The organism is Pantoea sp. Z09, from assembly GCF_022394795.1.
Classification (GTDB): Bacteria; Pseudomonadota; Gammaproteobacteria; order Enterobacterales; family Enterobacteriaceae; genus Pantoea; species Pantoea latae.
This window is the reverse complement of sequence record NZ_CP092373.1, coordinates 3,474,608-3,488,043: the sequence shown is the minus strand read 5'-3', so window position 1 is coordinate 3,488,043 and position 13,436 is coordinate 3,474,608. Positions and strand designations below refer to the sequence as shown.

The 13,436-nt window shown below is 63.0% G+C and carries 13 protein-coding genes and 1 tRNA gene; 6 read left to right on the top strand and 8 right to left on the bottom strand.

Translation table 11 applies throughout. The features are described 5' to 3' along the window. Positions 1–3: 3 nt before the first annotated feature. Positions 4–1,524, bottom strand: a complete 1,521-nt coding sequence (locus MC269_RS16695) for an amino acid ABC transporter permease/ATP-binding protein (RefSeq protein WP_081137032.1) — start codon at positions 1,522–1,524, stop codon at positions 4–6. Positions 1,525–1,987: 463 nt separating this feature from the next. Between MC269_RS16695 and MC269_RS16690 the strand changes: the two genes are divergently transcribed. The 6 genes from MC269_RS16690 (at position 1,988) to MC269_RS16665 (ending at position 7,074) form a co-directional block, all read left to right on the top strand. After that, complete coding sequence (locus MC269_RS16690) at positions 1,988–2,908, top strand: LysR substrate-binding domain-containing protein (RefSeq protein WP_239953078.1); 921 nt, start codon at positions 1,988–1,990, stop codon at positions 2,906–2,908. A 145-nt stretch (positions 2,909–3,053) separates the two neighbouring features. Next, entirely contained in the window at positions 3,054–4,319 is a 1,266-nt protein-coding gene (locus MC269_RS16685; RefSeq protein WP_239953077.1) for an NAD(P)/FAD-dependent oxidoreductase, read from the top strand. 18 nt (positions 4,320–4,337) lie between these two features. Further along, positions 4,338–4,772 carry a RidA family protein gene (locus MC269_RS16680; protein ID WP_081137166.1) on the top strand — a complete coding sequence of 145 codons (435 nt, stop codon included), beginning with the start codon at positions 4,338–4,340 and terminating at the stop codon, positions 4,770–4,772. After that, positions 4,769–5,443 (top strand): DUF1028 domain-containing protein, encoded by a 675-nt coding sequence (locus tag MC269_RS16675; RefSeq protein ID WP_081137028.1) that lies wholly within the window; start codon positions 4,769–4,771, stop codon positions 5,441–5,443. Before MC269_RS16680 ends, MC269_RS16675 begins: the two co-directional genes overlap by 4 nt. Further along, positions 5,436–6,587 (top strand): acetylornithine deacetylase, encoded by a 1,152-nt coding sequence (gene argE / locus MC269_RS16670; RefSeq protein ID WP_239953076.1) that lies wholly within the window; start codon positions 5,436–5,438, stop codon positions 6,585–6,587. The genes MC269_RS16675 and argE overlap by 8 nt, the downstream gene beginning before the upstream one ends. 64 nt (positions 6,588–6,651) lie before the next feature. After that, a complete protein-coding gene (locus MC269_RS16665; protein ID WP_239953075.1) occupies positions 6,652–7,074 on the top strand; it encodes an ester cyclase in 423 nt (140 codons plus the stop codon). Here MC269_RS16665 and MC269_RS16660 read toward each other — a convergent pair. From MC269_RS16660 to aspA, 7 genes are all read right to left on the bottom strand, one after another. After that, positions 7,071–7,502 carry a MarR family winged helix-turn-helix transcriptional regulator gene (locus MC269_RS16660; RefSeq protein WP_239953074.1) on the bottom strand — a complete coding sequence of 144 codons (432 nt, stop codon included), beginning with the start codon at positions 7,500–7,502 and terminating at the stop codon, positions 7,071–7,073. The genes MC269_RS16665 and MC269_RS16660 overlap by 4 nt on opposite strands. Before the next feature lie 177 nt (positions 7,503–7,679). Further along, a tRNA-Phe gene (locus tag MC269_RS16655) sits at positions 7,680–7,755 on the bottom strand. A gap of 107 nt (positions 7,756–7,862) precedes the next feature. Beyond that, positions 7,863–8,441: a transcriptional regulator gene (locus MC269_RS16650; protein ID WP_239953073.1), complete on the bottom strand. Its 579-nt coding sequence runs from the start codon at positions 8,439–8,441 to the stop codon at positions 7,863–7,865. Between the two features lie 54 nt (positions 8,442–8,495). Beyond that, positions 8,496–10,187, bottom strand: a complete 1,692-nt coding sequence (locus MC269_RS16645) for a protein-disulfide reductase DsbD (RefSeq protein ID WP_239953072.1) — start codon at positions 10,185–10,187, stop codon at positions 8,496–8,498. After that, a complete protein-coding gene (cutA, locus tag MC269_RS16640) occupies positions 10,163–10,477 on the bottom strand; it encodes a divalent cation tolerance protein CutA (RefSeq protein ID WP_081137020.1) in 315 nt (104 codons plus the stop codon). Before cutA ends, MC269_RS16645 begins: the two co-directional genes overlap by 25 nt. Before the next feature lie 76 nt (positions 10,478–10,553). Continuing rightward, positions 10,554–11,855: an anaerobic C4-dicarboxylate transporter gene (locus MC269_RS16635; protein ID WP_081137018.1), complete on the bottom strand. Its 1,302-nt coding sequence runs from the start codon at positions 11,853–11,855 to the stop codon at positions 10,554–10,556. Positions 11,856–11,958: 103 nt separating this feature from the next. Beyond that, positions 11,959–13,395, bottom strand: coding sequence for an aspartate ammonia-lyase (gene aspA / locus MC269_RS16630; protein WP_239953071.1), 1,437 nt, complete (start codon positions 13,393–13,395; stop codon positions 11,959–11,961). Between the last annotated feature and the right edge of the window lie 41 nt (positions 13,396–13,436).

The following is a 13,436-nucleotide window of genomic DNA, read 5'->3' as shown; positions in this document are numbered from 1 at the left end:
GCGTTAAGCCAGAGAAACATCTTTCAGGAAGGCTTCGACGCGCGGATGCTGTCCGCTGCGCATCGCCTGCGGTGCGTCGTCGCAGACCACGCGGCCTTTTTCCATAAAGACGATGCGGTCAGAGACCTTAAAGGCGAAGTTCATCTCATGGGTGACGATCACCATGGTGATGCCCTCCTGCGCCAGGGTTTCGATCACCTGCAGCACTTCGTTGACCTTTTCCGGATCGAGCGCCGACGTCGGCTCGTCGAACAGCATGATTTGCGGACGCATCATCAGGGCGCGGGCGATGGCGACGCGCTGCTGCTGGCCGCCGGAGAGCTGATGCGGATATTTCCACGCGTGCTCCAGCATGCCGACCTTGTGCAGCAGTTCGCAGGCGTGCTGCTTCAGCGCGTCGCGCGACGCCAGCCGGTGATAGCGCGGCGCCAGCATCAGGTTGTCCAGCACGCTGAGGTGCGGGAACAGGTTGAAGCTCTGGAACACCATGCCGATGTTGAGGCGGTGCTCGGCGTGCTCGATAAAGCGCGGCTTCTGCTCGCCCTGCTGGCTGAGGTGGATAAAAGGCTGGCCGTTAATGCGGATTTCGCCGTTGTCGATCTGCTCCAGCCCGTTCAGCAGGCGGATCAGCGTGGTTTTGCCGGAGCCGGACGGCCCAATCACCGACACCACTTCGCCCGGCTGGATTTGCAGGCTGACCGCGCCCAGCACCTCTACGTTGTTGTAGGCCTTGTGCAGGCGCGACGCCTGCAGCGCCGGGCCATTGCCCTGCGCGGCCGGTCGGGCGAGCGGCGCGCTGCCGCGCTGCGCCAGCGCCATAAGCTGCGCGTCGACCTTGCCCGACGGACGGCGCTGGGTGACGTCGAGATGGCGCTCCAGCTGTTTCAGCAGGAAGTCGAACACCGTAACGATCAGCACGTAGTAGCAGGCGACCGCCGCCATGGTTTCCATTACCAGGAAGTTCTGCGAATAGAGGCGCTGGCCCACCATCAGGATCTCGGTGAGGGAGATCACCGACACCAGCGAGCTGAGCTTGACGATGGCGATATATTCGTTGGCCAGCGCCGGCAGGGCGACGCGCACCGCCTGCGGAATAATGATGCGCCACTGAATGCCGGCGAAGCGCAGCCCCAGCGCGCGGGCGGCTTCGCTCTGGCCTTTCGGAATCGAGAGCAGGCCACCGCGATGGATTTCGGCGATATAGGCGCTTTCGCTCAGCACCATGGCGATCAGGCCCGCCCAGAAGGGATCGCTCAGCAGTGCGGAGGTGCCGGGTGCGGCCTGCGGCAGGTTATAGACGAAAATCAGCAGCACCAGCAGCGGCAGGCTGCGAAACAGCCAGATATAGCCGCGCGCCGGCAGGTTAAACAGCGCGCGGTTCGACTGTTTCGCCAGCGCCAGCACAAACCCCACCACAATGCTGATGCCCCAGGTAAGCAGGCTCAGTTTGATCACGGTCCAGGTCGCCAGCCAGAACTCGGCGTCGCTGAACAGGCTGAACATATAGTTCCAGTTAAAAGTCATCAGGCATTTCACTCGCTTAAATAAAAGCGAATTTCAGAAAGAGGAATTCGCCGCTGTCGGTTATTGACACTATGGCGGCAGCCGCTAATTTGAGGCAATTAGTAAATTGCTGGCTTCAGACTTTAAAAAAACTATCCAGCTAAAAAAGCGCGGCAATGATGCATGGCGCTAATTAATGCAGGCGGGGAATGAATCATCCAGTGGTGTGAAATTAAAAACGGCGAATGCGTTGCTCTTTTTAAGCGCATCGCTGTACCAAAATGATGCAGCGGGTTAAATAAACTTTTCTGCGCCGCAAATTAATTCAGGCGACAGGTTGATCTATCAATAATAAAGCGCGGTGATGGCGCGTGCGGCGGCTGCGCGCAAATGGGGCACAGAGCTGGCATGGCCCTTGCAGCAACCGCTGACCTGTAAAAAAGCGCGCCAGCCGAGCGCGCTGCACGCCACCAGAAAGGGTTTTATGATGCGTTTTACGCTAAAACAGCTTAAGTACTTCGTCACGGTGGTTGAAACTGAAAGCATCGCCGAAGCGTCGCGCCAGCTGCACATCGCGCAGCCCTCTATCTCAATCGCCATTAAAAATCTGGAAGATACCTTCGACCAGCAGCTGTTTATCCGCCATCACGCGCAGGGCGTCTCCCTGACGCCGGGCGGCCGCCGCTTTTACGAAAAGGCGCGCGACCTGCTGCGTCTCTCTTATGAGTTCGAGCAGAACTCGCGCGCCGAACACCAGCTGGTGTCCGGCACCATCGCCGTCGGCTGCTTTGAGTCGGCCGCGCCGCTCTATCTGCCAAAGCTGATCGCTGGCTTTAAAAAAATCTATCCCGATATCACCATTGAGCTGTATGACGGCGAGCAGCATGAGCTGATGCACGGGCTGCATCGCGGCCGCTTCGACCTGGCGTTTCTCTACGATCTCGACCTCGATCACTCGATAAAAAAAGAGCCGCTCAACGCGCCGCACCGGCCCTACGCGCTGCTGCCCGCCGCGCACCCGCTGGCGCGCCAGGCGACGGTGACGCTACAGCAGCTGAGCCGCGAACCGATGATCCTGCTGGATGCCATCCCCAGCAAAAACTACTTTATCCGCATCTTTAAAGAGCGGGGCTATCACCCGGAGGTCGCCTACAGCTCGCCCTCGATTGAGATGGTGCGCTGCATGGTGGGTCAGGGATTAGGGTTTTCGGTGCTGGTGACGCGTCCCTGTTCCAGCATGACCTACGACGGGCAGCAATTAATTCATCTTGAAATAGAAGATGAGATGGCGGACTCGACGCTGATTATGGCTTACCTGCAAAATAACGAGCCAACCCGGCCGGCGCAGTTATTTATGGAGTATTGCCGTCGCGCCGAACTCTTCCCGACGCCGGCGATGCAATAATTTTTTCTGCCGTGGCGTGCAGCCTAATAAATTCCTATTCAGTCGTTAGCTTTATAATATTTTACCCTCTCTGTCGGCTCAAATAGTCTTGGAAACCTCTCCCATGGTGAATATATCGGCCGGCGGCTGGTTGAAGGACGCGGAAATGACAGAGATAAAAACAGAGATTGATACCCTGGTGATCGGCGCCGGGCAGGCGGGGGTCGCGATGAGCGAACACCTGAGCCGGCTCGACGTGCCGCACCTGGTGCTGGAGAAAAACCGCATCGCCGAAGCCTGGCGCAGCGGGCGCTGGGATTCGCTGGTGGCCAACGGCCCGGCCTGGCACGACCGCTTTCCCGGCATGGCGTTTCCGGCGTGCGCGCCCGACAGCTTTGTCGGCAAAGAGCAGGTGGCGGACTACTTCGTCGCCTACGCGGAAAAATTTCATGCGCCGATCCGCACCGGCGTCGAGGTGCTGAGCGTGACGCGCAACAGCGGGCGTCCTGGCTTTACCGTGCAGACGTCAGAGGGCGTAATTGAGGCGCAGCGCATCGTGGCAGCTACCGGCCCCTTCCAGAAGCCGGTGATCCCGGCCATCGCGCCGCGCAGCGAACGCCTGACGCAGATCCACTCCGCCGACTACCGCAACCCGCAGCAGCTGCCGGATGGCGCCGTGCTGGTGATCGGCGCCGGATCCTCCGGCGTGCAGATCGCCGATGAGCTGCAGCGCGCCGGCAAAACGGTTTACCTGTCGGTCGGCCCGCACGATCGGCCGCCGCGCGCCTATCGCAACCGCGATTTCTGCTGGTGGCTGGGCGTGCTGGGTATGTGGGACGCGGCGGCGAGCCAGCCGGGCAAAGAGCACGTCACCATCGCGGTGAGCGGCGCGCGCGGCGGCCATACCGTGGATTTCCGCGCGCTGGCGCATCAGGGCGTCCATCTGGTCGGCATGACCAAGGCGTTCGACGGCGAAACGGTGCGCTTTCAGCCCGATCTGGCGCACAACATCGCGCGCGGCGACGCCAGCTATCTGGCGCTGCTCGACGCGGCGGATGCCTATATCGCCCGCAACGGCCTCGATCTGCCGGAGGAGCCGGAGGCGCGGCACTTCCTGCCTGAGCCCGCCTGCGTCGCCCAGCCGCTCGCCGAGCTGAACCTCACAGACGCGGGTGTCACCACCCTTATCTGGGCCACCGGCTACGAGGCGGATTACCGCTGGCTGAAGGTAGACGCCTTTAACGCGCAGGGCAAACCGCAGCACCATCGCGGCGTCTCCAGCGAGCCGGGTGTCTATTTTCTCGGCCTGCCGTGGCTGTCACGTCGCGGATCGACCTTTATCTGGGGCGTCTGGCACGACGCGAAATATATCGCCGACCAGATTGCCATTCAGCGTCAGTACCAGCACTACCCGACCGCGTCGCCCCTTTAACCGAGCAGGAGAGCAATGATGCCCACCCATACCCGTATTCGCATGTTTAACACCAAAGAGACCTATCCCAATCAGGCGCTCGACAACGACCTCTGCCAGGCGGTGCGCGCAGGCAACACCGTTTACGTGCGCGGCCAGGTCGGCACCGACTTTGACGGCAAGCTGGTCGGGCTGGGCGAGCCGGGCCTGCAGGCAGAGCAGGCGATGAAGAATGTCAAACAGCTGCTGGAAGAGGCGGGCAGCGACCTGTCGCACATCGTCAAGACCACCACCTATATCACCGATCCGCGCTATCGTGAGCCGGTCTATCTGGAAGTGGGCAAATGGCTGAAGGGGGTGTTTCCCATCTCCACCGGGCTGGTGGTGTCGGCGCTGGCGCAGCCGCAGTGGCTGATGGAGATTGACGTGATCGCGGTGATCCCGGATAGCTGGCACGGCAAGGAGGCGCTATGACGCTGTCGATTAGCGCGCGCTGCCCGGAGAGCGGACAGCTCGGCATCGCCATCAGCTCTTCTAGCATCGCGGTCGGCGCGCGCTGCCCCTGGCTGCAGGCGGGAACGGGCGCGGTGTCCAGCCAGAACATCACGCTGCCCGCGCTGGGCCAGCAGATCCTGGCGCAACTGGAAGCGGGCGCCTCGGCGCAGCAGGCGCTGAAGCTGGCGCTGGCGGAGGATCGCTTCAGCGACTACCGCCAGGTGACGGTGATTGACTCCGCCGGCGAGATGGCGCACTTCAGCGGCAGCAACACCCTGGGCGTCTGGCATGTGGCGCAGGGGGAGAACTGCGTGGCGGCGGGCAATATGCTGGCGGATAAAGCGGTGATCGAGGCGATGGTGTCGGCGTTTGACGCCTCGTCCGGCGAGCTGACCAGCCGACTGATCGCGGCGCTGCAGGCGGGCATCGCGCGCGGCGGCGAGGCGGGGCCGGTGCACTCCGCCGCGGTGAAGGTGGTGGACGACTATACCTGGCCGCTGGTGGATCTGCGCGTCGACTGGGTTGACGCCGATCCGGTCGACGCGCTGTCGCGTCTGTGGCTCGCCTATGAACCGCAGATGGAGGCCTACGTGACGCGCGCGCTCGACCCGCGCGACGCGCCGAGCTACGGCGTGCCGGGCGATGAATAGCGCGCTGCGCGAGACGCTGGCGGCGCTGCTCGCCTTCGACACCACCAGCCGCGAGTCGAATCTGGCGCTGATCGGCTTTATTCGCGACTTTCTGGCGCAGCGCGGCGTGGCGGCTGAGCTGTTGTATGACGAAGGCGGCACGAAAGCCAACCTCTATGCGCGGCTGGGGCCGGCGGGCGACGGCGGCGTGCTGCTGTCGGGCCACACCGACGTGGTGCCGATCGACGGGCAGCGCTGGACGGTGCCGCCTTTTGCCCTGACCGAGCGCGACGGGCGCTGCTACGGCCGCGGCAGCGCCGATATGAAAGGCTTTATCGCCTGCGTGCTGGCGTCGCTGGATCGCTTCCTGGCCGAGCCGCTGCGCCTGCCGCTGCATCTGGCGTTCTCCTACGACGAAGAGGTCGGCTGCCTGGGCGTGCGCTCGCTGGTGGCGCATCTTCAGGCGTCGCCGCAGAAGCCGGCGCTCTGCATTATCGGAGAACCCACCGAGATGGCGCCGGTTTACGGCCATAAGGGCAAAGTGGCGATGCGCTGTCAGGTGCGCGGCCGCGCCTGCCACTCCGCCTACGCGCCGGACGGCGTCAACGCCATCGAACAGGCAGCGGCGCTGATCGGCCATATCAGCCGCGTCGGCGCCTCGCTGCGGCAGACGCGGGATACGCGCTTCGATCCGCCGTTCAGCACCCTGCAGGTCGGTACTATTCAGGGCGGCGCGGCGCTGAATATCGTGCCGCAGGATTGTCAGTTCGATTTTGAGCTGCGCACGCTGCCGGACGCCGATGCCGGGGCGGTGCTGGAAAGCATCGCCGCCTTCGCGCGCGACCAGCTATTGCCCGCCATGCAGGCGCAGGCGCCAGAGAGCGACGTGACGTTTCAGCCGCTGGGCGCCTATCCCGGCCTGCTGACCGATCCGCAGGGCGACTTTGCCCGCTGGCTGGCGCAGTGGAGCGGCAGCGACCGCTTTGCCACCGTCGCCTTTGGCACCGAAGGCGGCCTGTTCGACGAGATCGGCATGGCGACGCTGGTGTGCGGGCCGGGCAGTATGGCGCAGGGACACAAGGCGGATGAGTTCGTCGCCGTGGACCAGCTGGAGCGCTGCATGCAGATGCTGGGCAATCTCTGCGACTGGATGCGCGCTGGTTAAGCCTCGCGCCGCGCGCGCCTCTGTGATATATACAGTTAAACTGTACATATCAGGAGGCGTGGCAATGAGTGAAAGCAACAAAGCGGTGGTACGTCGTTTTAATCAGCAGGTGATCGTGGCGGGCGATCGCGCCGCGTTCGAGGCGCTGGTAGCGCTGGACTTCATCAACCACTCCGCGCCGCCGCGCGCGCCGCGCGACCGCGAGAGCCTGTGGCACACCTTTGACGCCTTGCTGCGTCCGGCGTTCTCTTCGCTGCGGGTCGAGATAGAAGAGCAGGTGGCGGAGCGTGATTGGGTCACCACGCGAAAAATCATCACCGGCCTGCATACCGGCGCGCTGATGGGCGTGGCGGCGACCGGGCTGCCGGTCACCATTCAGGTGATGGATATGGTGCAGATTGCCGAGGGACAATATCGCGCGCACTGGGGAATGAATAGTCTGGCGGCGGTGGTGGCGCAGCTGCGTGCGGCGAGTCAGCGCGCTTAATCCACCAGCTTGTTTAGCGCGGCGATGCCGTTTATCAGGGCGTCGCGCGACGGCGCATCCAGCTTTTCCGTTAACAAATCGGCGATCCAGCGGGCGCGCTGTTCGCGCGCGTCGCGCAGCAGGGCGCGGGCCGTTTCGGTCAGCGCGATATGCTGCGCGCGGGCATCCTGCGGGTTGGGCTGGCGAGTTATATAGCCCTGGCTCTCCAGCTCCTGGATCACCAGCCGCATGCTCTGATGTTTGACGCCGCGCAGCCGCGCCAACTCGGCAATGGTGATGGCGCCGTGGGTTTCCAGCAGCTCCAGCGTCTCCAGCTGCGAGGTGCGTGGGGTCGCCGTGGCTACGCGCACCTGACGGACAAAGGTGCTGACCGAACGGCGCAGCGCTTCGGCGAGCTGAAGTGTACTTTCGTCGTGTGGGGAAGGCATGGCGATCTCCTGAGCGGCGTAGTGCGAGCGGGTATCTTGCCGGGGAAGCGCTGAGTAATAAAGGAAAACCAGAGTGGGCAGGGCAAGCCGCAGGACGCGGCGAGGAGATCGAACCGGTTCGATGACGGGTTCTGCACAAAAGCAAAAACCCAGCCATAGGCTGGGTTCTTTAATTTGTGGTGCCCGAACCCGGAATCGAACCAGGGACACGGGGATTTTCAATCCCCTGCTCTACCGACTGAGCTATTCGGGCAACGGGGCGCATTAAACCGTAATGGCCGCTTCGCGTCAACGCCTTTCCGGTAAAAAAGTGGGGAAACGTGACTGATTGCCTGCTTTTCAGGCAGAAGCGGCAAAAGGCTAAGCCAGCGCGCCGTTGGCACGGCACAGCGCGATGCGCAGCACATCTTCCGCCAGCCGTTTGGCCGTGGCGACATCCTGCGCGTTACGCTTCACCAGTAGTTTGCTGAGGCAGCCTTCCAGGATCAGCTCCAGCTGGTCCGCCACCATCGTCGGGTTATCCAGCCCCAGCTCCACCAGAATGCTGTGGGTGAAGTGCCAGGAGGCCTGTTTCTGCTGCTCGGCAATCTGATGCACCGGCTGATACGGCTGCGGATAGAAGCTGCAGGCGGCGATAAACAAGCAGCCGGGATAGCGGCCTTTCTGCACCTGCTCGCTCAGCACCTGATAGCGCGCCAGCAGCTTCTGCTCGCCGTCGAGCTGGTCGTTGAGCAGCACCTGGCGTCGCCAGCTGTCGATCTGCTGGCCGTGATAGCGCAGCGCATCGTAGAGCAGGGCGTCGCGGTCGGGCCAGTGCCCCTCCAGCTGCGCCAGCGCCAGTTCGCCTTCGCCGGCCAGCTGCGGTAATGACGTCGTCGCCGCCAGTCCATTTTTTTCGAGCACATTCAGCGCATGCTCGAGTATCTGTTCACGCTGCAAATGACGTCTCCTCTCTGTACGCCTCCGCCTGCGGCGGGGTTACACCAGTGTCGTTTAGCGCGCCCGATTGTGCAAATGCGCGCGGAAATCTTCAGCGTCGAGAAAGCCTGTCACGCGCGAGGCGGGAATTTCATGGCCCTGCGCGTCAAAAAACAGGATGGTCGGCAGGCCAAGCACCTGAAGACGCTGTAACAGCGCGTTATCGGCGGCGTTGTTTGCGGTCACGTTCGCCTGCAGCAGCTGCAGATGGCCCAGCGCTTCGCGCACGGCGGGATCGCTGAAGGTGTACTTTTCAAACTCTTTGCACGCCACGCACCAGTCGGCGTAGAGATCCACCATGGTGACGCGACCGTCGGCCTGCTGTAGCGCCTGATCCAGCTGCGCCGGGGAGGCGATGCGCTGAAAGGGCAACGGCGTGGCCGTCTGCGCGGCGGCGGGCGCGCCCCAGACCCACTCCTGCAAAGGACGCGCGCTGATCAGCGCCGCGCCCAGCATCGCGATTTGCACGATGCGCCATCTGCCGCCGTGGCCGCGCAGGCTGGTGCAAAATGCCCAGGCGAAGCAGGCGACGCCCAGCGCGCTCCAGAGCCGCACGCCCCAGGGCTCGCCCAGCACGCGATCCAGCAAAAAGACCGGCAGCGCGAGGATCACGAAGCCGAAGCCCTGCTTGACCGTTTCCATCCAGGGGCCGCTTTTCGGCAGCAGGCGATTGCCAAACATCGTGACCACTATCAGCGGCAGGCCCATGCCCATTGCATAGAGCCACAGCGTGCCCGCGCCCGCCCACAGATTGCCGCTCTGGGCGATGTAGAGCAGGATGGCGCTGAGCGGCGCGGTGGTGCAGGGCGAGCAGATCAGCCCCGCCAGCGCGCCCATAAAAAAGACGCCGGGCAGCGAGCCGCCCTGCTGGCGGTTGCTCCACAGCGTCAGGCGCGTCTGCACGCTGGCGGGCAGCTGCAGCTGGAACAGGCCGAACATCGACAGCGCCAGCAGGGTGAAAATCAGCGACAGGCCGATCAGCACGTACGGATGCTGCAGCGCCGCCTGAAAGCGCAGGCCCGCCGCCGCCACTACCACCCCCAGCAGCGTATAGGTCAGCGCCATGCCCAGCACGTAGATCAATGCCAGGCTAAACAGCCGCAGCAGCGAGCCGCTGCGCTGGCCGCCGAGGATAATGCCGGCGATCAGCGGATACATCGGCAGCACGCAGGGGGTAAAAGCGACGCCGATGCCGATCAGCAGCGCCCAGAGCGGCGAGAAGGGCAGCGGCGCGGGCTGGGCGCTGGGCGCGCTCGGCGTCGCGCTGGCAGCCACCGCGCTGAGCGGAATGGCACGCGTCTCCGGGGGATAGCAGAAGCCCGCCGCCGCGCAGCCCTGGTAGGTCACGCTAAGGGTGGCGCCTGCCGCCGCCTGTCGCAGCTGAACCGGCACGCTGAGATCCTGCGGGTAGATTTCGCTTTTACCGTAGAACTCATCTTGATGCGGCTCGCCTGGCGGCAGCGCTACCGGCGCTATCTGTGCCTGCTGCGCGGTGATATGAATCTGCTGTCGGTAGAGGTAGTAGCCCTGTTTTACCTTCCAGTTGAGCCTGAGCTGACTGCCTTGCTGACTGAAATCAAAGGCAAACGCCTGATCCACAGGCACGAACCGACTGTTAGCGTTGGGGGAGAAAATCGAGGCCTGCGCCGACAGCGTGATAAACAGCGCCAGCAGAGAGGCGATCAGGCAAGAGATGCGTGCAGCCATGACAAGTATTCACTGTCTCCATGTTGAACCGGAAGCGCCAGCAGTTCAGGCACGTCGTAGGGATGTTCGCGCTTCAGCAGCGCCATCAGCGCCTGCTGGTGCGCGGCGCTGCTTTTTAACAGCAGCTGGACTTCGCTGGCCTGCTCAAGCTGGCCCTGCCAGACATAAAGCGAGGTGGCGCCGGGCAGCAGCGTCACGCAGGCGGCGAGTTTCGCTTCCAGCGCCAGCGCGGCGAGCCGGCGCGCGCAGGCGTCATCGGGCGCGGTACAAAGAATGATCACGGCGTTCATCGCGTCGCTCCTGTTGCGGGAAAGGGGCGATGATAGCACGCTCGCCGCGCGGCAGGCTTTACAGGTTGTAACGAGGCTACAGCACCACGCCGCCGATTAAAAAGCCAAACAGCACCGACAGCACAATCGCCAGCACGCCCGGCACGATAAAGGCGTGGTTAAAGACATAGTTGCCGATGCGTGTCGAACCGGTGTCGTCCATCTCCACGGCGGCGAGCAGCGTCGGATAGGTCGGCAGCACAAACAGCGCAGAGACGGCGGCGAACGAGGCGACGGCGGTGTGCGGCGAGACGCCCAGCAGCAGCGCGGCGGGCATCAGCGCTTTGGCGGTCGCCGCCTGCGAGTAGAGCAGCATTGAGGCGAAAAACAGCGCCACCGCCAGCAGCCAGGGCGCCTGTTGCAGCAGGCCGCCCGCCAGCTGCTGGATCTCGCCGATATGCGCTTTGACGAAGGTGTCGCCGAGCCAGGCGACGCCCATTACGCAGACGCAGGCGCTCATTCCCGACTTAAAGGTGCTGGCGCTGAGAATGGCGCCGGTATCGATCTTGCAAAACAGCGCGATCAGCGTCGCAATCGTCAGCATAAACACCACGATCGCCTCGTTGCGCGGCAGCGGCGGATCGGCGATCAGGCCGACGCCGTCGCTGATGGCGGTGGCATAGAGCACCACGGCGGCGATGCCCGCCAGAAACAGCAGCACCGACCGCTTCGCGCCAGGCTTCTCTTGGTAGCGGCTCGCCCCGCGCAGCTTCACTTCGCCTTTGGCAAGGCGCGCCTGGTAAACCTCATCTTCATGCAGCTCTTTGCCGAGGAAGTTGGTCACCAGCGCCGCGAGAAACAGGCCGATCATCGTCGAGGGAATAGCGACCGCCAGCAGCGCGATATAGCTGACGCCGCGCGGCTCCAGCAGCGAGGCGAAGAAGACCACCGCCGCCGAGAGCGGCGAGGCGGTGATGGCGATCTGCGAGGCGACCACGGCGATAGAGAGCGGACGCGACGGGCGCACCCCTTGCTCTTTCGCCACTTCGGCAATCACCGGCAGCGTCGAGAAGGCGGTATGGCCGGTGCCCGCCAGCAGCGTCATGGTGTAGGTCACCAGCGGCGCCAGCAGCGTGACGTAGCGCGGATGGCGACGCAGCAGCCGCTCCGCCAGGCTGACCAGGTAATCCATGCCGCCCGCTACCTGCATCGCGGCGATGGCGGCAATCACCGCCATAATGATTTCAATCACATCGAAGGGAATGGCGCCCGGCTTCAGCCCGCAGACCAGCGTCAGCGCCAGCACGCCCAACCCGCCGGCAAACCCGATGCCGATGCCGCCCAGCCGCGCGCCCAACCAGATCGCCAACAGGACGATCGCTAATTCAACGACGATCATTCGTCACCTCATGCAAGTGGTAAAAACAGCAGGCTATGTACCAAATAAAAAGGCGCGCCGTGTTGATCGCGGCGCGCCTTTTCCCTGATCTTAGCCGATCGACTTACTGTTCGTTGTCGTCAGTGTAGCGTTTGGCCTTGTAGACGGGGTACATCAGGTTCTGCACTGAGAAGATGTCGTCCAGCTCGCTTTCGGTCAGCAGACCGCGCTCCAGCACCACCTCGCGCACGCTTTTGCCGGTTTCCGCGCAGATTTTGCCGACGATATCGCCGTTGTGGTGGCCAATATAGGGGTTGAGGTAGGTGACGATGCCGATAGAGTTGAAGACATAGGCCTCGCACACCGCCTTGTTGGCGGTAATGCCGTTGACGCATTTCTCCAGCAGGTTATAGCAGGCGTTGGTCAGGATGCTGATCGATTCGAACAGCGCCTGGCCGATCACCGGCTCCATCACGTTGAGCTGCAGCTGGCCCGCTTCCGCCGCCATCGTCAGGGTGGTGTCGTTGCCGATCACCTTGAAGCAGACCTGATTCACCACCTCCGGCACCACCGGGTTGACCTTGGCGGGCATAATGGACGATCCGGCCTGCAGCTCAGGCAGGTTGATCTCGTTGAGGCCGGCGCGCGGGCCGGACGAGAGCAGGCGCAGGTCGTTGCAGATTTTCGACAGCTTCACCGCCAGACGCTTCAGCGAGGAGTGCACCATGACGTAGGCGCCGCAGTCGGAGGTTGCTTCGATCAGATCTTCCGCCGGCACCACCGGCAGGTTGCTCACTTCGGCGAGGCGCTGCACCGCCAGCTGCTGATAGCCGTCCGGCGTGTTGAGGCGCGTGCCGATCGCCGTGGCGCCAAGGTTGACCTCCAGCAGCAGTTCGGCGGTGCGCAGAATGCTGCGCGTCTCTTCGTTGAGCAGAACGTGGAAGGCGTGGAACTCCTGGCCCAGCGTCATCGGCACCGCGTCCTGCAGCTGGGTGCGGCCCATTTTCAGGATGGTCTCAAACTCCGCCGCCTTGCGCTCGAAGCCTTCGCCCAGCACGCTGATGCCCTCCAGCAGCTTCAGGATCGAGCTGTAGACCGCGATGCGGAAGCCGGTAGGGTAGGCGTCGTTGGTGGACTGGCACTTATTGACGTGATCGTTGGGATTGAGAAACTGATAGTCCCCTTTCTGGTGGCCCATCAGCTCCAGCCCGATATTGGCCAGCACTTCGTTGGTGTTCATATTAACCGAGGTGCCCGCGCCGCCCTGATAGACGTCAACCGGGAACTGATCCATGCACTTGCCGTTATTCAGCACCTCGTCGCAGGCCTGAATAATGGTGTTGGCGATGTTGCGCGGAATGGTCTGCAGCTCTTTGTTGGCGAGCGCGGCGGCCTTTTTCACCATCACCATGCCGCGCACGAATTCGGGAATGTCGCTGATTTTACTGTTGCTGATACGGAAATTTTCAATCGCACGCAGAGTATGAACGCCGTAGTAGGCATCGGCGGGGACTTCACGCATGCCTAGCAGGTCTTCTTCGATACGAATGTTGTTCGCCATGATAACCTTCTTGTTATTGGCCGCTTGCGCTGGCGCCATCC

What these genes read in the sequence shown, in the direction of transcription:
- MC269_RS16690 (WP_239953078.1), top strand. Translation starts at nt 1,988, where the DNA reads ATGATGCGTTTTACGCTAAAACAGCTTAAGTACTTCGTCACGGTGGTT.
- MC269_RS16660 (WP_239953074.1), bottom strand. Translation starts at nt 7,502, where the DNA reads ATGCCTTCCCCACACGACGAAAGTACACTTCAGCTCGCCGAAGCGCTG.
- MC269_RS16675 (WP_081137028.1), top strand. Translation starts at nt 4,769, where the DNA reads ATGACGCTGTCGATTAGCGCGCGCTGCCCGGAGAGCGGACAGCTCGGC.
- MC269_RS16695 (WP_081137032.1), bottom strand. Translation starts at nt 1,524, where the DNA reads ATGACTTTTAACTGGAACTATATGTTCAGCCTGTTCAGCGACGCCGAG.
- MC269_RS16665 (WP_239953075.1), top strand. Translation starts at nt 6,652, where the DNA reads ATGAGTGAAAGCAACAAAGCGGTGGTACGTCGTTTTAATCAGCAGGTG.
- cutA (WP_081137020.1), bottom strand. Translation starts at nt 10,477, where the DNA reads ATGAACGCCGTGATCATTCTTTGTACCGCGCCCGATGACGCCTGCGCG.
- MC269_RS16635 (WP_081137018.1), bottom strand. Translation starts at nt 11,855, where the DNA reads ATGATCGTCGTTGAATTAGCGATCGTCCTGTTGGCGATCTGGTTGGGC.
- MC269_RS16645 (WP_239953072.1), bottom strand. Translation starts at nt 10,187, where the DNA reads ATGGCTGCACGCATCTCTTGCCTGATCGCCTCTCTGCTGGCGCTGTTT.
- MC269_RS16680 (WP_081137166.1), top strand. Translation starts at nt 4,338, where the DNA reads ATGCCCACCCATACCCGTATTCGCATGTTTAACACCAAAGAGACCTAT.
- argE (WP_239953076.1), top strand. Translation starts at nt 5,436, where the DNA reads ATGAATAGCGCGCTGCGCGAGACGCTGGCGGCGCTGCTCGCCTTCGAC.
- MC269_RS16685 (WP_239953077.1), top strand. Translation starts at nt 3,054, where the DNA reads ATGACAGAGATAAAAACAGAGATTGATACCCTGGTGATCGGCGCCGGG.
- aspA (WP_239953071.1), bottom strand. Translation starts at nt 13,395, where the DNA reads ATGGCGAACAACATTCGTATCGAAGAAGACCTGCTAGGCATGCGTGAA.